The sequence below is a fragment of the Sphingomonas sp. CCH15-F11 genome (assembly GCF_001557005.1).
Taxonomy (GTDB): domain Bacteria; phylum Pseudomonadota; class Alphaproteobacteria; order Sphingomonadales; family Sphingomonadaceae; genus Sphingomonas.
On record NZ_LSKG01000099.1, the window covers coordinates 14,822 to 39,573 of the forward strand.

At 60.5% G+C, this 24,752-nt stretch carries 20 protein-coding genes; 6 read left to right on the forward strand and 14 right to left on the reverse strand.

What is annotated here, in order from left to right:
• The first annotated feature begins 73 nt into the window (after nucleotides 1-73).
• Nucleotides 74-634: a GNAT family N-acetyltransferase gene (locus tag AX709_RS08880; protein ID WP_231727473.1), complete on the forward strand. Its 561-nt coding sequence runs from the start codon at nucleotides 74-76 to the stop codon at nucleotides 632-634.
• Between the two features lie 112 nt (nucleotides 635-746).
• Nucleotides 747-1,463 carry an MOSC domain-containing protein gene (locus AX709_RS08885; protein ID WP_066548930.1) on the forward strand — a complete coding sequence of 239 codons (717 nt, stop codon included), beginning with the start codon at nucleotides 747-749 and terminating at the stop codon, nucleotides 1,461-1,463.
• Between the two features lie 150 nt (nucleotides 1,464-1,613).
• Here AX709_RS08885 and AX709_RS08890 read toward each other — a convergent pair whose 3' ends face one another.
• Together AX709_RS08890 and AX709_RS08895 are read right to left on the reverse strand one after the other, a co-directional pair.
• Nucleotides 1,614-2,432 carry a sterol desaturase family protein gene (locus AX709_RS08890; protein ID WP_066548931.1) on the reverse strand — a complete coding sequence of 273 codons (819 nt, stop codon included), beginning with the start codon at nucleotides 2,430-2,432 and terminating at the stop codon, nucleotides 1,614-1,616.
• Between the two features lie 76 nt (nucleotides 2,433-2,508).
• Nucleotides 2,509-3,555: a helix-turn-helix domain-containing protein gene (locus AX709_RS08895; RefSeq protein WP_066548934.1), complete on the reverse strand. Its 1,047-nt coding sequence runs from the start codon at nucleotides 3,553-3,555 to the stop codon at nucleotides 2,509-2,511.
• A 209-nt stretch (nucleotides 3,556-3,764) separates the two neighbouring features.
• On the opposite strand from AX709_RS08895, the gene AX709_RS08900 reads away from it, so the two are divergent.
• Entirely contained in the window at nucleotides 3,765-4,076 is a 312-nt protein-coding gene (locus AX709_RS08900) for a UrcA family protein (RefSeq protein WP_197419101.1), read from the forward strand.
• Between the two features lie 640 nt (nucleotides 4,077-4,716).
• Here AX709_RS08900 and AX709_RS08905 read toward each other — a convergent pair.
• The 5 genes from AX709_RS08905 to AX709_RS08925 all read right to left on the reverse strand — a co-directional run bounded on the left by AX709_RS08905 (nucleotide 4,717) and on the right by AX709_RS08925 (nucleotide 8,959).
• Nucleotides 4,717-5,313 carry an HAD-IA family hydrolase gene (locus AX709_RS08905; protein ID WP_231727474.1) on the reverse strand — a complete coding sequence of 199 codons (597 nt, stop codon included), beginning with the start codon at nucleotides 5,311-5,313 and terminating at the stop codon, nucleotides 4,717-4,719.
• A 103-nt stretch (nucleotides 5,314-5,416) separates the two neighbouring features.
• On the reverse strand, nucleotides 5,417-6,160 hold the full coding sequence (locus tag AX709_RS08910) for a class I SAM-dependent methyltransferase (RefSeq protein ID WP_066548938.1): 744 nt from the start codon (nucleotides 6,158-6,160) through the stop codon (nucleotides 5,417-5,419).
• Nucleotides 6,161-6,299: 139 nt separating this feature from the next.
• Nucleotides 6,300-6,749 carry an acyl-CoA thioester hydrolase/BAAT C-terminal domain-containing protein gene (locus AX709_RS08915; RefSeq protein ID WP_066548942.1) on the reverse strand — a complete coding sequence of 150 codons (450 nt, stop codon included), beginning with the start codon at nucleotides 6,747-6,749 and terminating at the stop codon, nucleotides 6,300-6,302.
• 117 nt (nucleotides 6,750-6,866) lie between these two features.
• Nucleotides 6,867-8,237, reverse strand: a complete 1,371-nt coding sequence (locus AX709_RS08920) for a sensor histidine kinase (protein WP_066476953.1) — start codon at nucleotides 8,235-8,237, stop codon at nucleotides 6,867-6,869.
• On the reverse strand, nucleotides 8,234-8,959 hold the full coding sequence (locus AX709_RS08925) for a response regulator (RefSeq protein ID WP_066476950.1): 726 nt from the start codon (nucleotides 8,957-8,959) through the stop codon (nucleotides 8,234-8,236). Before AX709_RS08925 ends, AX709_RS08920 begins: the two co-directional genes overlap by 4 nt.
• A 159-nt stretch (nucleotides 8,960-9,118) precedes the next feature.
• Between AX709_RS08925 and AX709_RS08930 the strand changes: the two genes are divergently transcribed.
• The 3 genes from AX709_RS08930 (at nucleotide 9,119) to AX709_RS08940 (ending at nucleotide 14,458) form a co-directional block, all read left to right on the forward strand.
• The gene (locus AX709_RS08930) at nucleotides 9,119-11,746 is read left to right on the forward strand and encodes a TonB-dependent receptor domain-containing protein (protein ID WP_082731705.1); all 2,628 of its coding nucleotides are present in this window, start codon (nucleotides 9,119-9,121) and stop codon (nucleotides 11,744-11,746) included.
• A gap of 57 nt (nucleotides 11,747-11,803) precedes the next feature.
• A complete protein-coding gene (locus AX709_RS08935; protein ID WP_082731706.1) occupies nucleotides 11,804-12,325 on the forward strand; it encodes an aspartyl protease family protein in 522 nt (173 codons plus the stop codon).
• A 909-nt stretch (nucleotides 12,326-13,234) separates the two neighbouring features.
• Entirely contained in the window at nucleotides 13,235-14,458 is a 1,224-nt protein-coding gene (locus AX709_RS08940; RefSeq protein WP_066548949.1) for a tyrosine-type recombinase/integrase, read from the forward strand.
• A gap of 173 nt (nucleotides 14,459-14,631) precedes the next feature.
• On the opposite strand, the gene AX709_RS08945 is transcribed toward AX709_RS08940, so the two are convergent.
• The 7 genes from AX709_RS08945 to AX709_RS08970 all read right to left on the reverse strand — a co-directional run bounded on the left by AX709_RS08945 (nucleotide 14,632) and on the right by AX709_RS08970 (nucleotide 24,751).
• The gene (locus AX709_RS08945) at nucleotides 14,632-15,105 is read right to left on the reverse strand and encodes an excalibur calcium-binding domain-containing protein (protein ID WP_331709708.1); all 474 of its coding nucleotides are present in this window, start codon (nucleotides 15,103-15,105) and stop codon (nucleotides 14,632-14,634) included.
• On the reverse strand, nucleotides 15,032-15,631 hold the full coding sequence (locus tag AX709_RS08950; RefSeq protein ID WP_066548952.1) for a hypothetical protein: 600 nt from the start codon (nucleotides 15,629-15,631) through the stop codon (nucleotides 15,032-15,034). The genes AX709_RS08945 and AX709_RS08950 overlap by 74 nt, the downstream gene beginning before the upstream one ends.
• Nucleotides 15,628-16,836 (reverse strand): M48 family metalloprotease, encoded by a 1,209-nt coding sequence (locus AX709_RS08955; RefSeq protein WP_231727475.1) that lies wholly within the window; start codon nucleotides 16,834-16,836, stop codon nucleotides 15,628-15,630. Before AX709_RS08955 ends, AX709_RS08950 begins: the two co-directional genes overlap by 4 nt.
• On the reverse strand, nucleotides 16,833-17,546 hold the full coding sequence (locus AX709_RS08960; RefSeq protein ID WP_066548985.1) for a hypothetical protein: 714 nt from the start codon (nucleotides 17,544-17,546) through the stop codon (nucleotides 16,833-16,835). The genes AX709_RS08955 and AX709_RS08960 overlap by 4 nt, the downstream gene beginning before the upstream one ends.
• A gap of 324 nt (nucleotides 17,547-17,870) precedes the next feature.
• Complete coding sequence (locus AX709_RS19565; protein ID WP_082731709.1) at nucleotides 17,871-18,410, reverse strand: tetratricopeptide repeat protein; 540 nt, start codon at nucleotides 18,408-18,410, stop codon at nucleotides 17,871-17,873.
• Between the two features lie 3 nt (nucleotides 18,411-18,413).
• Nucleotides 18,414-18,866: a toxin-activating lysine-acyltransferase gene (locus tag AX709_RS08965; RefSeq protein WP_066548953.1), complete on the reverse strand. Its 453-nt coding sequence runs from the start codon at nucleotides 18,864-18,866 to the stop codon at nucleotides 18,414-18,416.
• Nucleotides 18,867-18,910: 44 nt separating this feature from the next.
• Nucleotides 18,911-24,751, reverse strand: coding sequence for a peptidoglycan DD-metalloendopeptidase family protein (locus tag AX709_RS08970; RefSeq protein WP_082731710.1), 5,841 nt, complete (start codon nucleotides 24,749-24,751; stop codon nucleotides 18,911-18,913).
• Nucleotide 24,752: the final 1 nt, after the last annotated feature.

Here is a 24,752-nt window from a genome sequence, read left to right on the forward strand (position 1 = left end):
CTGCAATTTCATTCAAGATCGTAACGTGCCGCTCGGATAGGTCCTGTGCACCGCAGCTGTCGGGGGGAAGTCAGTGGACCGGAATGCAAAAGATGCCCGCCCCCATGCCATCAAGCTGTGTTCCAAGCGCGAAAACCAGCAAATCAATGCCATCATCAATGATGCCGCAGTCGCATACAAAGGCGTGATCCCCGACGATCGCTGGCATGAGCCTTGTATGCCATCGGATGAGCTGGAAGCCGAGGTCGCTGCCGGGGTCCGGTTCACGGGCTACACCATCAACGGTCACTTGGTCGGCGTGATGGGCATACAGCATGTTCGCAACGTCCGCCTGATCAGGCATGCCTACGTGCTATCGGATCACCAAGGCCTCGGGATCGGCTCGGCTTTGATCCACCACCTGCGTGGCACTGGGACTTCTCCCATCCTGATCGGAACTTGGGCCGCTGCTTACTGGGCCATAGGTTTCTATCGGAGACATGGTTTCGGGCTCGTCCCCGAACCGGTAATGGCGCAACTCCCGAAGACATATTGGGATGTGCCCGAACGGCAGATCGAGACATCCGTGGTGTTAGCGGCACCTGCATTGACGGTTGACAGCGCTCAGCAGCTGATCGCTGCCGCCTGCACATGATCCGGAGCAGGCGAATGGTCTGCAACGTGGTCCGGGGTGGTCAGCGCTGATCCGTCGCTACCCGGGAAATCGCGGAGAGGCTTTTTAGCCATCACAACGAGGCTATATTTCAATGAACGAAATTCTCGGGCGCGTTCTGGAGATCGTGCGATATCCGGTAAAGTCGATGGCGGGGGAGCGGATGCCTGTCGCCGAGATGGACTGGCAAGGGCTCGAGGGCGATCGGCAATACGGGTTCGTGCGTCGTAGCAATACAACACGCTTCCCGTGGTTAACGGCCCGCGAATTGTCGGACTTGGTGCTTTACCGAGCGGCTTATGACGATCCTGGAAGTCCCCGTAACTCGAAAGTAACGGTGGTTGCTCCCGACGGCAGGGAGCTTTCGCTCAGCGATCCGGGGCTAATTGCAGCGCTGGAAGCAGAGGCGGGAGAACCGCTAAATCTGATGCAACTCGGTATCGGCGCTTATGATCTGATGCCCGTTTCGATCGTGACCACCGCGAGCTTGAAGAAACTAGACGCGGTTCATGGCGCGTCGCTCGATCGACGCCGGTTCCGAACGAACATAATCGTTGAGAGCGATTGCCTGGACGAGGCCTGGCAAGGGCAGCGGATCGGTTTCGGCGAGGCCGGCGGCGCTGAACTCCTGATCGCTTATGGGGCGCCGCGCTGCGCTATGATCACGATCGACCCTGACACGGCCAAGCGCGACGCGCAGGTTTTACGCACCGTTGCGCAGCGTTTTGGAAACGCCTTCACAATGTATGCCTCGATTGCCCGGCCTGGCGTCCTGCGCGAAGGCGACGAAGTGAGGATCGTCGGGCCTTGAAACTCAAATTGCCGGAACCGACCGTTCGAATGAAATCCGAATGGATCAAGGGGATCGGGGAGGCGTTTTGATGGGCCGAGCGCAGTTGGCGCATCTTCAATCAATGGGCCGGCCCCTTTTTATTTGGAAGCAATTGTGAGGAAGGTACGCTTACGCGGTCACTTCGTCGCAGCTTTCCGCCTTGATCTGCTGCGTGCGCCCCGTCACTTCGCGAAACTTCTCGTGGTAACCCGGATGCTCGGTCCCCATCCACTTGTCCCACCAGGTGAAATAGAGGCCGTAATTGGTGGCAAAGCCGCCATTGTGATGCAGGTCGTGGTGGACCGTGGTGTTGATCCAGCGCGTCAGCGGCGAATCCAGCCACCAGCGGGGGAAGAACTCGAACCCGGCATGCCCCATCGCATTGCGGATGATCTGGAAGTTCAGCCAGGTGAACATCACCCAGCCGGGCGTCGGCACGAAAAATTGCCACAGCGGCACGAACGCGAACGCCACTGCCGCCTCGGGGATCGCAAAGCTGTAGGCGGCCCATGGCGTCGGCGTGATCGACCTGTGATGCGCGCGGTGGAAGAACCGGAACAGGCGCGGGTGGTGCATCATCCGGTGGGTCCAGTAGAAATAGGCATCATGCGCGATGGTGATCGCAGCCAGGATCAGCACATCCACACCCAACCCAACACTGACGCCGAGGACATCGTAGAACACCCCGACTTCGCGCCCCCAGAGCAGAAGGCAAATGCCGATGGTGTAGACGAACACCGATTGCAGAGACTGCGCAACTTCGCGCCGCATATCGGCGAGGCTTGCCTCCCGCTTCTGGATTTTGCGCGCCTTCAGCACCGTTCGCCGCAGCTGCCACACGATCGCGAATGTCACCGAGGCGGCGATCAGGTAGCGGTTGAGATCGAAGGTGAAGATGTAAAGCCCCCGTTCCAGCAGGATATCGAGCGGCGGAACTCCGGTCGGCATGGTGCGATCCTCAAGGCAGACTCTCGGGGTCTTTTCCGGAGACCGCCCCGCCATGCGCTCATCTGCTCGAAACCGGCTAGCCGATTTCGGAAACGGCCAGCGCGCGGGCGCGGAATTCACTCGGGGTCATGCCCTCGGCCTCTCGGAAGGCGCGGTTGAACGGGCCGAGCGAGCCGAAACCGGCATCAAGCGCGATGGTGATGATGGGCACCCCCCTCTGCGCGGGATCGGCCAGCGCAGACTTCACCTCGGCGATGCGGTAACCATTAAGGAAGGCGGAGAAATTGCGGTGCCCGAGCTGTCCGTTGATGGTGCGGCGCAGGCGATATTCCTGCTCACCCAGCTGGGCGGCGAGCTTTGCAATGGTCAGCCCTTCATCCCGCCACACCTTGTGCCCCTCCATGTGGCTGCGCAGCTTGTCAGCGAGCGGGCCATCAACCGCTGGCCGTGCCGAGCCAGGACGTGCGGCCTCCACTGGTCCGAACAGGTCGGCCTGCCGCATCCCGAACATCACGGCGCAAAAGCCGAGCGAGATCGCAACAATGCTGCCGTTGACGATGCCGAGCAACCAATCGGGCATGCCCAGATTATGCACCGCGATCTGCGTGAGCGCGATAACGACGACGTAGAACGCGACCGCTGCGACCAACCGGAGCCGCAGGCGGCGCCTGCTCTCGATCAAGTCGCCCTCACGCCCGCGCCAGACCTCCCACAGGGCGGCTGATGCGAACAAAAGCATACCGCCCCGGAACAGCGCGCCCGCGATCTGATTGATGATCCCGCCATCAGCACGGCTAACGAACATCACAAGGCTGTTGAGCGCGGCCAATCCCACCAAGGCCAGATCGCGGACCCGGATATGCGTTTCGTCGTTGAACCAGGCCTTGGCAAACAGCCAGAATATCCCCGCCGTAGAAGCGCCGAATATTGAAAGGGCAAGGCTCCCGATCGCAGGAATCGAGAGACTCTTTGAGGTCTGAAGCAGGTAGCAGATGATCGCCAGCGCCATGGCGATCGCGAGCTTAGCGGCAAGCTGATCACGGTGATCGCGAACCAGGATCCAGCCCCACAAGGCAAGCAAAGCGATCGACCCGCCACGCGCCATCAGATCGAGCTGTTCCAAGCCTGTCATCGGGGCTCGGCTGCCAGAGCCCGGCAAGAGCGACAAGCCGATTTCGGAATCAACCAGCGGTTACAAACACGACCAGCCCGCCCGGATCCGAAAACAATCAGCCCGTTTTGATACGCAGCAAGCGTCAGGCGCGCCCGGCGACCAATCCCGATGCATCACCGCTCAGATGAGTGGGCGGCGAGGTATCGAAGGAAATGATCATGAAGCGTTTCCACGCCCTGCTTGCCGCCACCAGCCTCGTGGCCTCGGCCAACGCAGCCGCTGCCTCCGTTCCGCAGAGCATTACGGTCAAGGTCGGCACCCTCGATCTCGGTTCGGACAAAGGGCAACGCATTTTGGCGATGCGCATTCAGCGCGCGGCAATCGCGTTGTGCAGAAGCCAAGTGGTGCCGAGCCTGCCGTCCAACTTCCGGCAGGAACGGGAGTGCATCCGGGAAGCGAAAGCCAGCGCCGAAGCCGCTGTGAAAACCTTGACTGCGGCCGCCTCGTTAACGTCGAGCAAGGACAGTTGACGCTGCAGACCTGATCGAGCTGGCGGGGAGGACGGCGCTAGGCTGCCATCGGGTGGAGAGCGGAATCGCCGCTTCAACTTCCGCGCGTCGGCTGACATTCAGGACCGCTCGTTCGGGGACGGGGATCGAGTTAGCCAGGCATGAAACCCGCTTCGCGAGACACCGAGCGCCCCGCACATCCATGCCACCGGTCAGCCTCCGACCAAACCGAACAGGCAGAAAAAAGCGAATATCAGCGGGGCAACACCGAAGATGCCAAACTCTCGAAGAAACTTGCGCATCGCCTGAGACGATAGCGCGAGCAGACCCTCACGCCAATGTTCGCTACGGGGTCGGCGTCTAAATGTCGGCTGCTGGCAGAAACAGGCCGAAGCAGCCGGACAGATTTCGAGATCGCGGGCTGGCCTCAGCTATGACCGGTGATGGGCGGATTCCGGAGTGGCAGCTAAAGAGAATTCAGCATCGCGACGGTTTGATCTTCAAAGCACTTATCGTTCATAAGAATATCTCACCGAACCGCGCCCCCTCACGCAACAACGTGGTCGTTTTCAGAATGGTGGCTTGCGCTGAGAAACCCGTTGACGCTGCATGGCGGATATAGTGCTTGTGAACACTGCCGCCGAGGTTGGCTCCGGGTTGTTCAACGGTATTCCCACTGCATCACTTGCATCAGTTCCCGGACAGTGCTGCTCCCAGTCCACAGTGCGGCAGTCCAACCGCATTCTCTTGCCGCTTCCACGTTTTCGATCTTGTCGTCGATGAAAAAGATCGCTGCGGGAGGGATCTGCACAGCGGCTTCAACCGCCCGGTAGAAGGCATGATCGGGCTTGGAACAGCCGAGCGAGGCAGCGTAGTGCATCCCGTCGAAGCTATCGCGCAGCGCCAGCCGATCCCAAAGGTATGCGGCACGCTCATGCTCCTGGACTGTGGCCAAATGGAGCGCGAAGCCTTCGTTTCGCAGGTGCTGAAGCTCTGCCAGCAAACGCTCGTCGATATGCGCGTCACTCTCGAACCAGTATTCGATCAGCGCTGCCGGAGAGACCGAGGGCGCAATTTCGGCGAGAGCGAGTGCCAGTCGATCCCGCAGTGCAGCACGTCCGTGCACGACATCAGTCCAATGGCGACGGAAAAATCGGTCATGCAGCACGGAAGGCGGGATGCCGAGGTCGTTTTCGAGATTGGCAGACCATGCACCTCCATTCGGGTGCGTAATGAGGACGCCGTCGACATCCACCATGATTGCCTTTCGCCGCATACTTCCCCTTCCGCCTTCTTCCCCGAAGGCACGCGAGGGCTGCCACGATCGCGGTGGCTCCCCGCTGATGGCCGGCGCCGGGTGGCTAGCCGTCCTGCTGCGGGTTGCCGATCACCAGCCGGTATCCTGCATCATATTCCTGCTGATCGCGAAGATGGCCGTGCTTGCTGTCCCACTGCCCGGTTTCCAGATCATGCGACAAACGCGCAAGGCCCTGCTCCAGCCCTTGGATCGACCAGAAAGAAGAGCTTCCCGACCTGATCCGCGCGTCCAGATAGGCCTCCGGCCGCCGCCAATAGGCGTAGAGGAAACCGTCCGTGCAATCATGCGGAACCAGGACCGGCGCAATCGACACCGAGCCGAGCCATTCTTCATATTGCTTCATTTGCGGCATTTGGCCTTCGTCGAGCGAAACGAGTTCGGGCAGGTAGTCGGTCAACCATGGCTGGTGCGCCGGGTCGAAAGTCAGCAGCACGATGGGCCCACGCGTCACCCTCCGGATTTCGCGCAGGCCTGCAGATTTGTCGGGCCAATGGTGGATGGTCAGAATTGCCATCGCGGCATCGAAGGACTGATCTTCGAAGGGAAGGTGCTCGGCGCTCGCCTGAATTACGGGATAGGCCGACGACCTTCGCTTGCGGATCATTTCAATCGACGGCTCGACAGCTGTGACTTGTCTATCGACAGGCTCATATGACCCGGTTCCCGCTCCGACGTTCAAGACGCTCGCGGCCGTTCCCAGAGCATGGTTGATCTGCCTGGCGATCCGGGGATCCGGCAATCGCAGCTGGTCGTAATTGATCCCGATCTTGTCGTAGCGTGCCGTCATCGGTCCAGGTTCCCATCTGCAAAACCTCGGCAATGGCACCGGGAACCCCAGCGGGTCATCCCCTGCGAGGCGGCGAGCCGGCTGGCCGGGACCACCTCAAGCGCACTCGCGCCCAGCCGCAATGCCCGGAGACTGATCGTCATGGAGCGGCCTTGCCAGCAGGGGGCTCGTTCAGAGCAGTTGCAAGGAAGGCGATGGTGCGCGGCCAGCCATCCTTGCGCGCGGCGAGATTGCCCTGTCCGGTGCCGCCGAACACCGTCAGCATGAAGGGCACCGGCTTGCCTTCGGGAAGCGGCGGGCCGACCCCGAAGTGCCCGGCATCCTTGTAGGCGAGCAGCGTGGTTGCCAGGCCCGCGCCGCTGCCATCACGCCGCGCCTCGACCGCGCGCGCCATCGGGCACGACGGCCACAGGCTGTCTTCCTCGCCGCACAGCAGCAGCACCGGCCCGGCGATCCGTTCCACCGGTATTACCGCTTCGGGATGCCGCGGCAGCGCGGCGAGCGCCGGGGTATAGACATCGCTGCTGAACCCGCCCGGTGTAAGTGGCAGGAAGGGCACAGGCTTGCCGCCCTCGCTCCAGCCCCGCAACTCAATTACATAAGGGGAATTGCCAGAAGCGGCCATTACACTTCCGGAGTGACGACGGTGGCTGGTCTCGATCGTCTTGCGTGGGCATGGCATGACGTATCGATCCGCGATTAGAATTCACGCCGCCGGCAAGCGCAGTATCGCTGTGATTCCGCCGCCCGGTGTATCGCGTAGCGCGAAGGCGCCTGCATGCTGTGCTGCGAAATTGTGAACTATGCTCAGCCCCAAACCTGCCCCGCCTGTGTCGCGATTGCGCGAGCTTTCACCGCGTTCAAAGGGACGCAGCAGGCGCTCTCGATCCGTCTTGGGAATGCCCGGGCCCTCGTCGCGCACCGAGATGGCAACCTCACCCTGCGAATTCGCGATACTGACCGTGCCGCCACCGGCGTAGGTCACGGCATTGCTGAGCAGGTTCTCGATCGCCCGGCGGAAAGCGGATTCCGGGACCCGGATCTGCGCATCCTCGCCAGATTCGAGAACGATCGTTTCGCGCCCGGCATGCATCTCGTCGATGATCAGCTCGAGTGCAGCGCGCACGTCGATCAGCGCGGCCGGTGCCGCTGCGTCGCGGGCGAAATTGAGCACCTCGCCTATCATCGCCTGCATCCGCTCGACGTCATGTACCATGCGCGCACGTTGCGGTTCGAGCACGCCTTCGATCCGCAGGCGCAGGCCGGTGAGCGGTGTGCGCAGGTCATGGGCGATGGCCGTAAGCATACGAGCACGCTCTGTTGCCTCTTCGGCCAAGCGGTTCTGCATAGCAATGATCGCAGCTGCCGCCTCGCGCAGTTCGCGCGGCCCCTCCTGCCGGATCAACGCGGCATCGCTACCGAGCGCCCCGGCGAGCGCGCGGAACGGGCGCGTCAGCCGCCGCGCGAAGAACCAAGCGAGCGGCGCCAGCAGCAGCAGGCTGACGGCCAGTGCAATGAGGATGCTGCGCTGCCATCCACCAAGGAACGGCTCGGCAGGCTTGACGACCAGCCAGCGGCCGTCTGGCTGTCTCAGGCTGGCGGCGTAAGCCGGCAGCGGCAGATCGAGCAGCACCTGACGCAAGGCCTTTGTTGCAGCACCAGCTTCAACCACCTTGAGCTTCGCTGCGTCGCGCTCGCGCAGGACAATTGTAGCGGGCAGGTCTTTGCCGAAGACACGTATCACCTCGTCCTTCGGCATCGCACGAACACTTATCGCGACTGCCGGTGCCGCATCAAGCCGGGTCACCCGCAGATCCTCGACAGACCTGCCGAGTTCGGCAGCAATCAGGCCTTCGACCACGGGGATACGCGGGCCGGCGGGCGGCGCGGCGGCAATGCGCCGGTCGAACCCAAGGGTCTGCGTGCGTAGCGCCATGATCGCTTCTGACGCCACGATCCGCGCGGCCGGGGGCGGTGGCGCGGCGAGCACGATGGCTGCGGTGGTGGTCACGCTCAGCACCGCCACCGCGACCCCGAAGCCTCCGATCGACACAAGGGCGCTGGGCGCGCGCTTCACGCCCGCTGCACCGCCGGAAGGAACCGGTAACCCGCGCCGCGCACGGTCTCGATCAGCGGGGCCGGGTCCGCTTCGGCGAGCTTGCGGCGCAACCGGCTGACGGCGATGTCGATGGCGCGGTCATAGGGCGCGGCATCGACCCCGCGGGCAAGGTCGAGCAGGACATCGCGCGACAGGATGCGCCCGGGCCGCCTGACAAAGGCGGCGAGCAACGCGTGTTCGCCTTCGGTCAGCATCATGGGAATGCCTGAAGGAGCGCGCAGGCGTCTCTGCTCGACATCGAACCACCACCCCGCGAACATCAATGCCTCACCTGACGCGTCCCGGAGTTCGCCCCGGTCGGCCGCCGGACGTCGCAGCAGCGCCCGCACCCGCGCCAGCAACTCGCGCGGTTCGAAGGGCTTGGTCATGTAATCCCAGGCGCCGACCTCAAGCCCCACGATCCGGTCGGTCACGGCGTCGAGCGCACTTAGCATGAGGATAGGTGTCCCGCCCGCGCCCAGTCGCCGGCACAGCGACAGCCCGTCCTCGCCGGGCATCATGACGTCGAGCACGATCAGGTCGGCGGGCGCTGCCGTCAGTGCGCGGTCGCAGGCCACCGCATTCTCCGCCGCGCGCACCGCATAGCCGTGCATCCCCAGAAAATCGGCGATTGCGTCGCGAATGCTCGCATCGTCGTCGACGACGAGGATCGCGCTCGGGAAATCGGACAGGGGTGTCATGGCGGACGGGATAACAGGGCTTTGTAGCATTCGCGTATCACGACTCGTTACACCCGCGCCATCCGGTCGATACGCAAGGCTGCTCTTGTCCCCGCCAGGTTCACAAACTTGGAGATTTGTGTGACAGGCAGATGGTGCGGAATTGCAGCGGGGCTTCTTGTGGGCGCGGCGCCGAGCACGGTGCTGGCGCAGGCGGCCGACAGGGCGAAAGCGCCCCCAGTTGCGGCCGATGCACAAGGCGCTCAGGAGAGCGAGGCCGCAGCCCCGCCGAAGCGGGTCTTCTACGGCCCCGATGGCAAGCCGCTTCCCCCGGAACTCGCGCGGCAGATCGAGGAACGACTGAAGGACCAGCTGCCTCCGCCCAGCGCCTCAGCCGGGCAGCCGTCAGTGCGGGTTCAGACACTCGACGGCAAACCGCTGCCGCCCGAGCTCGCCCGGAAACTGCTCGAGCAATATGGCGATCAGCTTCCCCCCGAAGCGCGCGAGGCCGCACGCGCGGCTGCGGGCAAGGCGGAAGCCGGCGAAGGTGCGGCTGCTGCAAGCGATGCGCCGCCGAAGTCCGATGAAATCGTCGTGTCCGGCGAGCGGCCGCGCGGCTCGGTGAACAGCGATATCCCGCCCGAACGCAGCTTCAGCCAGCTCGACATCCGCGCCTTTGGGGCCGAGAACATCGGCGCGCTCCTCGATACCATCGCCCCCCAGACCGCCAGCAACCGCGGAAGGGGTGACGCCCCGCCGGTGACGTTGCTCAACGGGCGGCGTGTCTCCGATTTCGCGGAGATCGCCCGAATCCCCTCCGAAGCGATCGAGCGCATGGAGATTTTTCCGGAGGAGCTGGCACTGCAATATGGCTACCGGGCGGACCAGAAGGTGGTGAACATCGTCACCTTCGCGCGCTACCGGTCGCGGGCGGGGCAGGCGAGCTTTCTGACCCCGGGTGAAGGCGGGCGGGAGACCGGCATCGGCAACGCCGACTATCTGCGGATCGCTGGCGACACCCGCATCGCGCTCGGCGCGAACTATTCGCGCGCAGGCAACCTGCTCGAGAGCGAGCGCGACGTGCAACAGTTCGCGGCAAGCCCCGAGCTGGGCGAGGTCCGCACGCTGCTCCCCGAAAACGAGCGCTTCGGCGTCAACGGTGTGCTCAGCGGGCATGTGTTGAAGGACATCTCGGCAACCCTCAACGGGCGGGTCGATGTCAGCCGCAACGACAGCCTGCTCGGGCGCGGCCAGGGGCGGATCCTGCAGCGCGACAGTGACCAGACGCTGGTGCATGTCGGCACCACCATCGGCGGCCGCCTTGGTCGGTGGCAATGGACTGCGCTCGGCAATTTCGACCGGACCGAGGGCGAGGTGCTGACCGATGCGGCGGATACGCCGTCACGGCGCGATGCGGCGCTGTCGACCGATACGCTGTTCAACGCCGATTTCCTCGCTTCGGGGCCGGTTGCGACGCTGCCTGCGGGTCCGCTGTCGGCAAGCCTGAGGATCGGGGGAGAATTCCGCGACTTTACGGGTCGGGCGAGCTTCGGCGGTGCGGCCACTGTCGCCGATCTTTCCCGCGACCGTGGGGGCGTGCAGGCGGATGTCTCCATCCCCGTTTTGAGCCGCACCGAAGAGAAGGCATCGCCATTCGGAAACCTGACCCTCAACGCCAATGTCGCCTACGACCGTCTGTCAGACGCGGGAACGCTTTGGACCTATGGCTTTGGCCTCAACTGGTCGCCGGCCAAGGCCATCGACCTCGTCGCCTCGTTCACGCGCGAAGAGGGCGCGCCCACGCTCGAGCAGTTGGGCGGGCCGACGCTGATCACGCCGAACCTTCGCACCTTCGACTTCGTCCGTCGCGAAGTGGTCGACATTGACCGCGTCACCGGCGGCAATTCTGCACTTGCCAATGACGACCGCAGCCTGTTCCGGCTCGGCATGACGCTGCGGCCGCTGGCCAGGACCGACTTCAGCATCAGCGCCGATTACGTGCGCAGCCGGACCGACAATCCGGTTGCCACCTTTCCGATCCTCACCTCGCTGATCGAGACAGCCTTTCCCGAGCGCTTTTCCCGCGATGCGACGGGCCGCCTGCAGCAGATCGATGCTCGCGCGGTCAACTTCGCCGAGGCGCGCCAGCAGCAGCTGCGCTGGGGGATCAACTTCACCCGCCCGCTCGGCAAGGTGCCGGAATACCTGCGCGATGCGCGGGTAAAGGTGGTAACCAGCGAGGCCGAGGTGAAGCGGCTGTTCCCGAACGCTCAACTGATCCGCCCCGAACCCGGCAGCGCGACCGCGCAAGGGGCGGCCAACCTGACGAGCCGCCTTTATCTCAGCCTCTACCATAACTGGTATTTCAAGGACGAGATCACCTTGCGCCGCGGTGGACCGCGGCTGGATCTGCTGGATGGCGGCGCGGTCGATTTCCTCGGCGGCCGGCGGCGGCACGAGGTTGATCTCCAGGCGGGCGCGTTCAAGGGCGGGTGGGGGGCGCGGGTCTCTGCCAACTGGCGCAGCGCGACCGCGGTGCGCGATCCGGGCCAGCCCGCGAGCGACCTGCGCTTCGACGACTATGCGATCGTCAACCTCAACCTGTTTGCCAATCTCTCCGAAGCGCTCGGCGGCAAGAAGCCTCCTGCATGGCTGAAGGGCACCCGCGTATCGCTGGGAGTCACCAACCTGTTCAACACCCGCCCACAGGTGCGCGACGCCGTCGGTTCGGTGCCGCTGAGCTACCAGCCGGCTTATCTCGACCCGCTCGGCAGGGTGATCAGCCTCAGCCTGCGCAAGCTCATCTGACCGCCCGGTGCCGCCGGGTCGGCCATCCATTCAACCGCCACTTGTGAGGTATTCTTCATGCGTCCCATTGCCCCAATCATCGTCGCCCTTGCCATGATCCTTCCTGCACCTGCACCGGCTGCACCGCTCAAACCCGGCGAAGTCAGCCGCTTCCTCGCGAGCAAGGGCTTTACGGTCTTGAAGCTCACCAAGCTTCCCACTGGTCACGAGATCGTCGACGTTGAGATAAATGGGCAGGCGGGCACCTTCGTGCTCGACTCCGGCGCGGGTGCGACCGTGGTGCGGCATGACCGGCTTGGGAAGTTCGGGCTCGGCGCAGCATCCGGCGAGGCGCAGGGAGCCGGCGCCGGGGGCAGCATCGCGATTACCAGCCATCCGATCGAGAGCATCGCGCTCGGCGGCAGGGCCGTGCCCTTGAAGCGGGTCTACAGCACCAATCTCGACAGCGTTGTCGCGCGGCTGAAGACGGCCACGGGCACGGAGATCGACGGGGTCGTCGGCCAGGACATCCTCAGCGGTTTTTCCGGGATCATTAACATCGGATCGAGCGAGCTCTACCTCAAGCTTCCCGCAGACTAAACTGACACAGAAAGGCTCATTGGCACGGTCGCTGCGCGATAAGGAAGACGGTCCGGCAGCTTCTGCAAAGAAGCAGACGTTCCAACCATCGGCGGTGGGCAGCTGAAACTGGGTCGGAAGCCGACAACCGTGTCTTCCCACCGGTCGGGCCGAACCTGCCCGGCTGGCAGTCGAACGACACCCATCGAATTATCAGCGGTGGCAGGGCTCGGCGCGCGTCGGCAGCCAGCGCCCATCGCCCGCGCTATGGTAGTACAGACGGAGAAGTGCATTCGTTATGTTTATTTGGCACGGGGCGAAAGTGTACCGCTGTCAGTTCCAATCAAGTTTGAATTGGAACCAGAAGGGTTGCCCATCTCAACGATGCGCGCCTTTTCAACCTCTTGCATTCATTCAATTTGGATCTGACTTGCCCTGACCTGGCCAGTCAGATTTGGCGGAGAAGCTTCCATTCCCGGAAAGGCCGGGATTTCCGCCAGTTCAAGACGTGATGTTTCGCGTAGGGGGTGTACTGGTTTCCAGCTTCCACGGTCGCACCGGCATGGCTGCTCGAATGGCATTGCGGTCGACGGCCGCGCCCCTGCTGAGAAATGTTGAGGTGCGCGCCGATTGAACGAATTCAGCCGCACGCGTTCGCCCCAAGCGCAACGCCTATCGGGGAGCGGTTATGGGAACCGGCAGCCTAACTTGAATTTAATCGCCGAAAATCGGTGGATAGTGGCGGAGACGGAGTCCGCCAAACCTAGGATTCTGTGAGCACTCTTGGCACACGCCGAAACGGCAAATAAACGCCATATCCGAGATACTTAGCCAGATCCTTAGTTCCAACTTATCTCTAGACATAGCACCTTATCGCACGCATAAAATGGGACCGACAGTGGGACCGGCAGCGAATGAGAGGGCGCGGTCATGACAATACGGGCACTCAACAAGCTTAGCGCTACGCAGGCGGCGAAAGTCACCAAGCCGGGCCGACACTCGGATGGCGGCGGTCTCTATCTCTTTGTCGATCAACATGGTCGGCGGCGCTGGATTTTCATGTATGCGCGCGACGGCAAGCGCACCGAGCTTGGCCTCGGTGGCGGACGCGACCTGTCGCTTGCCAATGCTCGCGCCGAAGCTGCTAAGCTGCGGGAGATATTGGCGATGGGCGGCGATCCCAAAAGCGAACGCGCGAAAGATGAACGCATCCCCACCTTCGGCGAATGCGCTGATGCTTATGTGGAGGCGATGACGCCGTCCTGGCGCAACGCCAAGCACGCAGCACAATGGACAATGACACTCACCAAATACGCTAAGCCCATACGCAGCAAGCCGGTGGATGCCATCGGCACAGAGGACGTTCTCGAGGTCCTGCAAAGTTTGTGGAAGCGGACCCCGGAAACCGCCGAGCGGCTGCGTGGCAGGATCGAGAACGTTTTGGACGCGGCGAAGGCCAAGGGTTATCGCTCGGGTGAGAACCCCGCGCGCTGGCGCGGGCATCTCGACCAGCTCCTGCCCAAGCGTCAGCGGCTTTCGCGTGGTCACCACGCGGCGCTGCCCTATGATGCCACGCCGGACTTCATGGCAGACCTGCGGGGACGCAGCGCAGTCGCCGCGCGGGCCTTGGAGTTCACAATTCTCACCGCCGCACGTTCAGCGGAAGTGCTAGGCGCGCAGTGGAATGAGATCGACACCGAGAAGAAGGTTTGGATCATACCGGCTAGGCGGATGAAGGCCGGACGAGAACATCGCGTGCCGCTGTCGCCGCAAGCCATGGAGATCGTGGAAGCGATGGCGAAGCTTGGAACAGAGGGTCATCTGTTCCCCGGTGCGGAGAAGGGTAAACCGCTGTCATCTATGGCGATGGCGATGTTGCTCAGGCGAATGAAGGCGGAGATCACCGTTCACGGCTTCCGATCCACTTTCCGTGACTGGGCGTCAGAGACCACCGGCTTTCCCCACGAGGTGTGCGAGATCGCGCTTGCGCATTCGATCGGTAACAAGGCCGAGGCTGCCTACCGGCGGGGAGATTTGCTCGAGAAGCGACGGTACCTGATGGAGGCTTGGGCCGGCCATTGTTTTAGTAAATCTGAGGTAGAGACCTCACCGAAGCATGATGCGATCCAGCAAAGAGAGCATATTCTATTGTGATGATCTAACTAGAGAAACCTCTCTGTAGATGCCGCGCACCCCATGCTCCGCCACGTGAAAACTGGATTGGCTTGATCTGAAGTTTTTGACGTCAGTTTCCTTCGCTGTGCAAGGAGGGGGCATGAAAGCTTCAAAACTTATCGACGCGCAGGCTGCGCTCGTGAAGTACCGGCCTATTCGCAGCCAACACCATCCCCGTCCCGGTCAAGATGCCGTCCATAACCAGCATCGCCGGCACGGACTGGCGCGGCCCCAGCCGCGCGCGCTGCCGCGCAGTTTGCGAATGCTCTGACGTCATTGGGACCGGTCCGAACAAAGTCGCGCTGCAGAGGCGCCGCTTGTCCAGAACGCGATGATGATCCGCGATGACAATGGTAGCCGGTGCCACCCTTCCGATCATGATGACAGCCGTCTTTGTTAAGCCCGCCGCCATGAGCACGAACGGGATCCTGACCCAGCGAGATGCAGAGGACAGCTGGCACAACCACTGCCAACCGAAAGGTCATTGTCCGAATGCCTTGGTCATCAGATGGGCGTCGGCCAACCAAACAAGCCATTACATGGAGTGCCGAATCACAGCCGCGCCGAAACCGCGAGCGATCGAAACTTCTCGATGTCCTTCGCGAAATAATGAAGCCGCGGTGCATCGTATGTCATCATGAACAGACGGCCACCGATAATTGCGGCTTTCGCCTCGCCGTTGCGCGTGAGGAGGTCTGCATCGACATACTGGTAGCTGAACGAGATGCCCTCCTTGCCCAAGAATGTGGTTGGCTGCGTGTCGAGAACCTGGAAGCTGCCGATGCGCTTGTAAGTTCGATACGTCCCCTCAAGCAGCTCAGGCACTTCTATCAGCAGCGTCGTCGCGGTGAATTTAGGTAGCGGATCACGCTTTTTGCTACGCTCCTTCACCAGCGGCTTGCCTGGTTCGATGCCCGCGAAGAACGTGACATCGTTCAGTTGCTCGCCATCGAGGGTCCACGTCTCCGCGTTCTTGCCGAGCTTCTGATCAAGCCGATTCCAATCCCGGTCCGGCGTTACGGTGAGACTGGAGTCCGCCACCTGAACCGCGATACCCTTTTCCCGAAGCTTATGTGCGTCGGCGAAGCCTGCTGTAAGCAGTAGAGCCAATGAAAGAGCCAGTATTGCGGCTCGAAGCGCGACGAAGTTCATTTCTGTGCTTCTCCCGGCACCAACATACGGATCATCTTTGCATCGGACGCATCAGGCTTGAGCACGAGGTATGTCCGAAGCGCTGCTTGGCCATCAGCCTGCCGCCCTGTCTTAAGCAGCGCCAGCCCCAGGCCCCGGTGCGCCTCGGATAGCGTAGGATCCATCGAGATAGCGTTGGAATAGAATTCGGCTGCGCTGACGAGATCTCGCTGGTGGCCACGTGTCCGATGAAGCTCGCCGCGAGCGAACCATAGAGGGGCCGTCCAGCCGGATTCCGCGAGCCGGTTGATGATGTATTCGCTTGCCCCGAAATCATTGAGCTTGATCTGGTCTTCTAGGAAAATTGGTAGCCACCGAGCCATCGCTTCCCGATAACGGCCCGCTCCGTCATCGCGCGTCGCGGCTTCGGGAAGGGCTAATGCCTGCAGGTACGAAGCTCGTTCTGCTTCCGGTGGATGGGATGCCGTAAACGCAATCGCCTTGAAATTGGGCTTTCGTAGGCCCCGGACCTGAGCCGATGCTTGGATTTCACCCATCAGGTTTTGCCAAACCGCTGACGCGGCTTGCGGGCGCAGGTTGCTGCTGTTGAGGTAGCCAAGCCCGAGCCGATCGGCTTCGCGTTCCTGGTCGCGACCATAGCGAAACAGGTTGCCGTAAATGGAGAGTTCAAGACTCTGATACGATCGGGCGACATCGTAGCTTGGCGCCAGGCTCGCAAGCAGCGCGCTCCAAGCGAGGATGTCGGTTCCCTTGCGCAACGCCTTGAACCGGCCCACGTTATGACGCTGCTCGAAATGCCCGAACTCATGGCCGAGCACTGCGGCTAACTCGGCTTCGTTACGCATGCGGAGCAGCAGCCCGCTGAACACTCGCATGGTGCCGTTGGGCGACATCGACGCGTTGAAGGTCGGCTCGCGCATGACATAGACCCGGACGGCACCACACCGGTCAGCTCCGACGGTCGAGCACAACACGCTTTTCACATAGCCAGTGAGCTGCTCGTCGCGAATGACTAAGGCGGAGGCAGCTAGCGCGCGCTCGCTTTCATCATCCTCGCGCCACAAACCGATCTCGTCGGTGCCACTGGGCTGATAAGCTCCTGTGTAGGGCGGTGGAGCAGGTGCGGGTTGCGCCATGCATGCCCAGGGGACCATGCTGACCACTATGCCCATCGCCAGGCAAGCAAGCCGAGAATGCACCATCATTCCTTTTCCAGCTGGCTGCCGGGAAGCCCCTCGAGCAGTTGACGCACGCGCTTCTGCGAGCCTTCCACCTCACGCACGTCTCCGCCCATCGCAGCATCGGCATTCAACCAAAGAAGGTCGCCGGTCTTCAGATCGACGAGAGCAGCATAGCCGATATGCTCACCTGACTGGACCGGGATCCCTGGGCCAAGGGCAGCCAGGACTTGCAGCACCTTCCGGCCGGTCGAGCCATAGGCATCCTTGTTGTAGATGAAGAGGGCATAATCGGCATCTTGGGCGCCGGGAAGCTCGGCTACACCCGGCCCCAGCGACCAATCAAAGACCTCCGCCTTGTTCTCCCGCTTCTTCGTGGGCAGCCTGTTGCCGACGAAGAACTGATACTCGATGACTGCCTGCGAAACCGCTGCGAACAGAGCCATATGCTCCTGAAGGTACTGCGCCTGCTCACCATAGGCTTCGGGAGCGACGATGACCGTGTTCCCGAGCTTCGACTGGACCTGCTCCAGCGAAGTTTGGATGTTCCGCTTGGCGGTCTCGGTCCATTCAGCATTTGGCTCGAACACGCCGCCCGTTGATTGAGCGCCTACGCTTACCGAAGGCCTGAATACGAGGATACGCTTGCCGCTTTTCTCCGGCAACGAAAATCCTTGTTTTACGGCAGAGCGCTCCTGCGCGTGTACTTGGCCGCCTGCAACGACCGCAAAAGTCATCGCCAGGGCGCACAGGCGCACCACTGATCTCATATGCTACCCCCCGGCCTTGTCAAAACTCTAACTCGCTGTGTGTAAAGCACAATCGTGAAGTCAGGCAAGTAGGTTACGCAGCTTTGTTCTCTTTGCGCTTGCTTGTGCCGGCCGCCCCAACCGTGCCGGCATTAGCTGAGTGTTATGACGCTGCCGTAGGCCTCATCACCTGAGGTTTCGGCCTAGTGCGAACCATTCGAGTTTCTGAACACATTAAAATCCTCGACGCATCGCTCCACGGCGATCGGAAGATATACACGGTTATCATGCAAACCTAGCGTGTCACTCCACCTACGATCGCGGGGAAGCCAGATAATCAATCGCTGGCGCATAATTCTGTTTGGCCGCTTGCTCGATTAGCGAGCGGCCACGCCTGATGTTCCCTGGCACACCCCTACCTTCGAGCAACAGGCGCCCTAGTCGATACTGAGCCTCCGCCAACCCGGGGCCAGCGTTTTCGTTTTGAATAAAGAGCACTTGTCCACGACCGCCCAAGCGCACTGGGGGTGAGTAGATCGCGGTGTTCGGGGCGATATTTCGGGCAGCTCGCTCATATAGAGTCACGGCTTTGCGGACATCGCGCGGAACACCTTCGCCCATCTCGTAACGCTTCGCGAGTTCGACTTGTGCAGATCGGTTCCCTTGATCGGCCGCGCAATGCAATACCGATGCGCTGGCCTGATTAAACGGGGCCGCAAAAACCTCGCCACCTTCCTCTCGGTTCCTCAGCTGGCTCGTGTCGGAAAACAGTGAACGGCAAGACTTTGGCGTCGTAGCGCAAGCCGCAAGGCTGGCAGCGGCACTTCCCAACAAGAGGAGCTGCCGCACCATTGCTCAGTTCAACGTCATTTCATGTGTCACGACTTCGACGCCGTTTGGTCCTGCCACCTGATATTTGAATGCTTGCCCTTGAAAGATCGTCGCGGCGCAATCGGCAAGCATCTCCTCCTGTCCGCCAAAGGGCGCAACCATCTCGATCAGCCACAGGTGGGGCCCGCCTCTCCATTCGTGCGGTGCGAGCCGCACCTTGTGCTCACGCAGCCGCTGCTCGGTTTCGTCACTGATCGAGCCCCAGGTCACAAGACCCGCCGGCTGTCCGTTAGGCCCGGGGAAAATGCGGAACTGCTCCAGCAAGATGGCTGGCATCACCATCCACTCCAGATCGGAAATGAATAGATTCTTATGGAGTGGGCTCTGCGACAGCAGCCAGGTGATCTCGCCCAGCACATGGCTCATTGTCTTGGGAGGTGCCGCCGCGTCACCCGGTTGAACATTAATGGTCTGCATCTCTACTTTTTCTCTCTTTCACGCCTGATCGGGAACCACCCTCACTAAACGGTGACGAACCGCTGGACGGACGGCATTGCATCGACGCTAAGCCACGCGGCTTGCGGGTCATTACCGACATTCAGACGCTGATAGTCTGCCATCATCGTCCAGGCATCCCCAAAGCTCGCCAGTGCCTGCACCAGGCGGGCATTTGCAAACTGCACCACGTTTTTGTACGCCTCCGCGTCTAAGTCAGGGTTCTGCGTTGGCATCCCTTCTGGTGCGCCAGTTCCGATTTCATAGTCATCGTCATTCAAAGATCGCGAAAGTGTGCCACCTGAACGCATAGGTGTAGCGCTGTTGATTGCGTCACTGTCTTCAACTTCACCGCCTTCATTCTGACCAAGGTCTGACAATTCACCAAAATCAACCTGGACATTCGTGACGGCGACTGGGCCCCCGAAGGTGGACACGTCGTCCTCCACGTCAACCTGAGAATCCGCTGGCAGGAGTTTAAAGTTGTCGGTCCGAGCTAGCGCCTCGAGTGCATCGATTGACGGAATATCGCCGCTCGGTGCGTTCGCTGCGTCTGCCTTCTGCTTCTCCTCTAGCAGTCGATCCCGGTCTTCCTTGTCCTTGACAACCTTTTCGAGCTCAGCTTTGGAGCGTTCGATTTCCGCGCGCATCGAGTCGGTGAGATCGCGCGTTTCAAACTTCACAAGATCAACCGAGAGATCAAACGACTTTGCGCTGCGCTTTCCGGCTTTGGTCCAGATCGAATCAGAAAAACTGTCTTTATCCTTATCCGCTTTGCCCGACTTCGATAGCATGTCGGTGAGCTTCGATCGGGACGCCTTTAGAAGGCCGTCGTCACTCTTCTCCGACCCCTCAAGCACATTCTCGATTCGAGTAATTAAGCCCGCAACATCGACTTCATCAGCAGACGAAGCGCGCTTCGCCGACCGCTCTTTTCGCATGGCAATCTGTTCTGGGGACAGACCTTGGATCCCATGTACCAAAGAGTCTATGTCGTCTCCGCCCAGCCCTTGGCCGTTCTTGAACTTCTCCGTCGTCTTGGCGTCGCCCCCATCGGAACGAACCTGAAGGGTCGCCAGCATCACGTCATAGCCACGACCCTGCCGGGTGGCATCTTTCCAGCCTATTTCGGTTGTAGCGACAACAGCATTGTCCAGGCCGTCACTGAAGTCGAAACCAGTTTTTTGGCCATTGAGGCTGATGAAGGAAATGCCCGCCTCATCCAACGTGCGCAACTCGGAGGCACTGCCGACGCCATCCTGGTTCATGTCCTGCCAGATACGGAAGTCATGGAAGCGCACGTCCTGATTATCAAATCGCCCGTCCGAGTTACTATCATATGCCTCGAGCCCTTCGAGATCAGTTTCTGCGCCCGGCTTGTCATCCTTGAACGAGATTTCTGAAAGCCGAGTGATGACCCCGTCGCCATCGCGGTCGAGCGAAAGGAAGCCGTCGTCCTGGCCCAGCCAGCCCATCCGCCACAGACCGCCCTCGGAATCGGTGATGACGATGCGAGAACCTTCAGCCGATCGCAGCTCTATCCCGTCACCATCAAGGTCGATGGCAATCGGCGGGATTGGGCCGCCGCCGTTAGGATAAGTGGAATAAAAGAAGGTGCTAAATGGAAGATTGAGCTTCATCAAGTCGATTTCTTGGCCACCCACACGGACGTACTCAACCGTCGTGTATTTTATTGTGAAGCTGTTTATGTCTTGGAACCGGGTTCCGCCATCTGCAATCCGGATATGATCTGCAACTTGGCTCGCGCTTAGCGACGGGTTGTTTGGATCACGAATGCCAATAATCAAATCCGACCTGAGGTTTCCATTCGCGTCGTTACTCGTCGGAACGATCTCGTAAATCACGTCGTCAGCCTGAACGGAGGGGCCCATGATGACCGTGTCGTCACCGCCGCCGTCGTACAGGATGTCGACACCGTTACCGCGTTCGAACAGGATTTGATCGTCTCCGCCCGATGTGAAAACTGAGTCTGCGCCGTCCCCAGCGTAAATGACGTTACCGTTGTTTTCGAAGCCACCTGCGTACCCCGCGGTGTAGATCACATCGTTTCCACCGTAAGCGAACAAGAGGTCGGACTTGCCGATTATTCCTGTGGCGGTTGTCGATCCATCCGGGTTCGGATCGCCGCCAGTCGAATCGAGGCTATCGATATCGACCGTGCTACCGCCCTCGAAAGACAGGCTTTTGATCTTGTGGTTATGGATGCCACCGGTGCCATAAGACCAGTTGGCTCCGATGACGATCTGCTCCCCGGTCGGACGAAGATAGATGCCCAGATCGCCGTTCCCGCCGGCACCGCTGATCAGGATGTCCCGGAAATCGATTCCCGCAGCGATTTGGATGCTATTGGCGCCGTCGTTGGTTTCGCTGATGGCGTCGTAGCCGTAGCCGCGGCCGAAGCGATAGGTGTCCGAGCCTGCTCCACCGACGAGATAGTCGTTTCCGGCAGCCCCATCAAAATATTCGTCTTTTGTCGACCCCTCCATATAGTCGCCGAATTGCGTGCCGATGAAGCCTTCGACGTCGTGATAACGCGCAGCGACTCCGTTGAAGGAGGCATATTGACCTTCGGTCAGCGTCAGCGAGGTTGAGGCGGAGCTGGCATCGACAATGTCGAACCCTCCATCGCCATGCAGCTGGTCATAGCCGCCCGAAATGTAAATAACGTCGTTGCCTTCCTGACCATAGACGTTGTTGCTTTCAGTACTTCCCGTTAACTCGTCGGCAAATCGCGATCCAATCAAACCCTCGAAGCCAATTAGCACATCGCCGGTCGCGTCGCCGCCCAGTGTCATTCCCGTTGTCAGGTCGACCACCACGCCTTCATCGGATCGTTGATAGGAAACGAGATCGATCCCGGCGCCGCCATTGATCGTGTCTGCTCCCAATCCACCGTCGATCGTATCGGCACCGTCTCGGCCGTCTATGCTGTCGTTACCATCAAGCCCGCGCAGCAGATTGGCGTTCGCATCCCCGAACAGTTGATCCGAATGCTGTGACCCCTTAATTCCTTCAATCGCCACCCAGCCGTCACCATATGTGACCGCGGTGTAACCCCCGCCTGAGTTCGAAGTCATGTCCACACTGACGCCAGATAAGAATCGCTCAAAGGAGACGACGTCGACACCTTCGCCACCGCTCACATAATCGAATTCATAACCACCATCTTGGTCGATGATCAGCTCGTCATCGCCAGCATCGCCGAACAATGCGTCATGCCCCGCGCCACCGATCAGCGTATCGCGACCGTTGCCACCGTAGGCGCCGCCAGGTGCCGGCCCGCCAATCCCGCCGGGCAAATAATCATGGTCTGCGCCCAAAGCGAGATAGTCGTCACCTTCGCCACCTGACAGAAGATCAGTGCCCGCGCCGCCGATCAGCACGTCGTTCTGAGCACCCCCGCTAAGGTCATCATTGCCTCCTCGGCCATCAATCCAATCAAAACCTGCGCTACCAACTAGAGTGTCGCCATATTCCGAACCAATTATAATATCGTCACCATCCCGGCCATCGACATAGTATGCTCCTTGATAGCGCAGATCGGTAAAGTCATTTCCCGCTCCAAAAACACTCGGGTGGTTGGGCGCGAACCCGATGTCCGCAAGGTTGTCTATACGAACGCTACGCCCGTCAGCGGCAGCCGAAGGTAGGACCGAAAACAACCCTTCACCAGCAAGTCCGCCTTTGATGGTAACTGTCGTTGGCCCACCGTCCCACCGAAAGTCCATGTCTTCGTAATTGAGATCAGCAACACCCTCTTGGTCGAAGCCGAAGCTGTCCAAGAAGCCCTTCAAGCCGCCAAAGAAGTCGCTGGCTTGAAAACGGTTAAGGCCCAATTCCTGGGCCCTGGCCCATGTAGCCAACCAACCCACTGAAACGGCAGAGCCGGGGTTCTCGGCAACGACGCGATTGATGAGTTCCCGGTTATCAGCGTATCTGGCATAATCCGCTGCTGCAACCATGTTACCAAACATTGAAGTAAGACTACTAGACGCCGAGCTATATATTGCTCGCTTCATAAAAATATCGCCACCAGATATACGGCTTGTCTTTATTGCTCTAGTGGCGCCTATGTCTGTGGCGAGTGACGCATCAGCACCACTATACAGACGAGTCCAGACGCTACCAAGACTTTCATCAAGATAGAGCGTTGAGCCCGTGTGGCCATATCGATGCGTAATAGACGTCACGTTTGACACTCGCGCAATATCTGAACCGCCGACGGCTTGCTCAATGACCGCGTTAATTGAGTCGCGTGCTGTCGTCGCCATGGCGGAAACAAGCTGTCGATTGCCATTGTTCGCCGAGACAATTGATCCCGTTTGCCAGTATCCCGAGGAAAGATTAAGAAAGGTCTCTGCGCTGGCGGTCGGTATTCGTGGTTTTTTTCGCCCAAAGAGCCGCCCTATCAGCGAACCCAACAGAAACCCGACTAGGGAACCGACAAAGGGCGCAAACACGTTCCCCAATGTCCCGAATGCACTGGCAATTGAAGCGCCGATGCTGCCGATCGTACCTGCCGCAGATGCTCCCGCACCGAAGGCCCAAGCTCCGGCAGCCGATCCGATGGACGAGAGAATAGCTCCTTCCGTATTAGTCGGGCTAAGTATCAAGGAACCTAGCTTTGCGCCAAGGAAGCTACCCACTGCCGATGGAAGGAGTCCGGGCGTCCAATTGGCGAGCTTAGCAGGATCTGCGGCTGTCCCGAACAAGCCAGATCCGTTTAAACCGTGAAAAAGGTTGCTGCCAATGTTCGCTGCCGCTTGACCCCCTTGAGCGAGCGAAACGGCGTTGTTTAGAACTTGGCCCAAGACCGACGATGCGCCGGTCTGTATAAGCTCGGCTCCAAAACCTGTCAGGCCGATTGCGTTTCCCAGCTCCAGCGCTAAGAACGACGAAAATGAGCCCACCGCAGCCGATCTGAAAGCTGACGCCAACTCGGGACCGAAATCGTCCAGAACGTTATTTCTAAGGTCAAATCTATTGCCATCAATTTCCAAAGAGTAATCTGCGCTGATCCCTCCCTGAGCTATTGCCTGGGATAAGTTCTGGCTAACCACATTTATCAGTGCTGACCCAAATATCTGCTGCAGGGGTTGGTCACGAAATAGATAGCCTGAGACGCTTGAACCGACGATGTTGATTACTGACGAGGCCCATTCAGGTGGCGCAGATCCCGCTGCTGCGATAGCCTTAAGCTCCTCGTAGGCAAACTCCTCCAGCGGGCTTAGTTCCGGGCCGCCTCGCCCACCATTACCCCGTGGTGGTGCGAGGTTTGGGGAAAGGTATGGCTCTCGACTGCCAGCGCGTGCCGGGTCGGGCGAGGTCGGGTTGATCGAGACTGTCCCTTCCATAAATCCAATTGAACCCGCACCGCTTGCCGGAATTGGCAGGCGCTTACCGTTTCGCGTTCGCAGAATGCTGTAGTGTAGATGTTCGCCCTCAGAGCCACCCGTATTTCCCATAACCCCAACTTGCTGTCCGGCAGCAACAGTCGAGCCTAGAGTCACGTTGAAACTGCTTAAGTGCGCATACAGCGAGTAGATGTGTTGGCCGCCAGCATCCTTACCATGGTAAATAATAACCAAGTTGCCAAAACTTGAGCCGCCGCCGGCCTTCCCCAAGGCTGGATTTGAACCAAGTGAACCGTTCACCCCTCGATAAACGACCGTCCCGGCCTGTGCCGCAACGACAGGAAGGTTACTTTGCCCAGCTCGCGGCGCGATATCAATGCCCCGATGCGGCTTGCCGCCTCGAAGCTTTCCAAAGGGACTGGAAATCTTTGTTTTAGCGGGATCCGTGGGCGAACGAAACGAACTCGGACGGGGAGCTACTGGATCGGACATA

Excerpts from the sequence above, each read along its gene's own strand:
- AX709_RS08955 (WP_231727475.1), bottom strand. The coding sequence starts at position 16,836 with ATGATGGTGCATTCTCGGCTTGCTTGCCTGGCGATGGGCATAGTGGTC.
- AX709_RS08950 (WP_066548952.1), bottom strand. The coding sequence starts at position 15,631 with ATGAACTTCGTCGCGCTTCGAGCCGCAATACTGGCTCTTTCATTGGCT.
- AX709_RS08940 (WP_066548949.1), top strand. The coding sequence starts at position 13,235 with ATGACAATACGGGCACTCAACAAGCTTAGCGCTACGCAGGCGGCGAAA.
- AX709_RS08960 (WP_066548985.1), bottom strand. The coding sequence starts at position 17,546 with ATGACTTTTGCGGTCGTTGCAGGCGGCCAAGTACACGCGCAGGAGCGC.
- AX709_RS08890 (WP_066548931.1), bottom strand. The coding sequence starts at position 2,432 with ATGCCGACCGGAGTTCCGCCGCTCGATATCCTGCTGGAACGGGGGCTT.
- AX709_RS08925 (WP_066476950.1), bottom strand. The coding sequence starts at position 8,959 with ATGACACCCCTGTCCGATTTCCCGAGCGCGATCCTCGTCGTCGACGAC.
- AX709_RS08970 (WP_082731710.1), bottom strand. The coding sequence starts at position 24,751 with ATGTCCGATCCAGTAGCTCCCCGTCCGAGTTCGTTTCGTTCGCCCACG.
- AX709_RS08910 (WP_066548938.1), bottom strand. The coding sequence starts at position 6,160 with ATGACGGCACGCTACGACAAGATCGGGATCAATTACGACCAGCTGCGA.
- AX709_RS08900 (WP_197419101.1), top strand. The coding sequence starts at position 3,765 with ATGAAGCGTTTCCACGCCCTGCTTGCCGCCACCAGCCTCGTGGCCTCG.
- AX709_RS08965 (WP_066548953.1), bottom strand. The coding sequence starts at position 18,866 with ATGCAGACCATTAATGTTCAACCGGGTGACGCGGCGGCACCTCCCAAG.
- AX709_RS19565 (WP_082731709.1), bottom strand. The coding sequence starts at position 18,410 with ATGGTGCGGCAGCTCCTCTTGTTGGGAAGTGCCGCTGCCAGCCTTGCG.
- AX709_RS08945 (WP_331709708.1), bottom strand. The coding sequence starts at position 15,105 with ATGCACCGCGGCTTCATTATTTCGCGAAGGACATCGAGAAGTTTCGAT.
- AX709_RS08905 (WP_231727474.1), bottom strand. The coding sequence starts at position 5,313 with ATGGTGGATGTCGACGGCGTCCTCATTACGCACCCGAATGGAGGTGCA.
- AX709_RS08935 (WP_082731706.1), top strand. The coding sequence starts at position 11,804 with ATGCGTCCCATTGCCCCAATCATCGTCGCCCTTGCCATGATCCTTCCT.
- AX709_RS08885 (WP_066548930.1), top strand. The coding sequence starts at position 747 with ATGAACGAAATTCTCGGGCGCGTTCTGGAGATCGTGCGATATCCGGTA.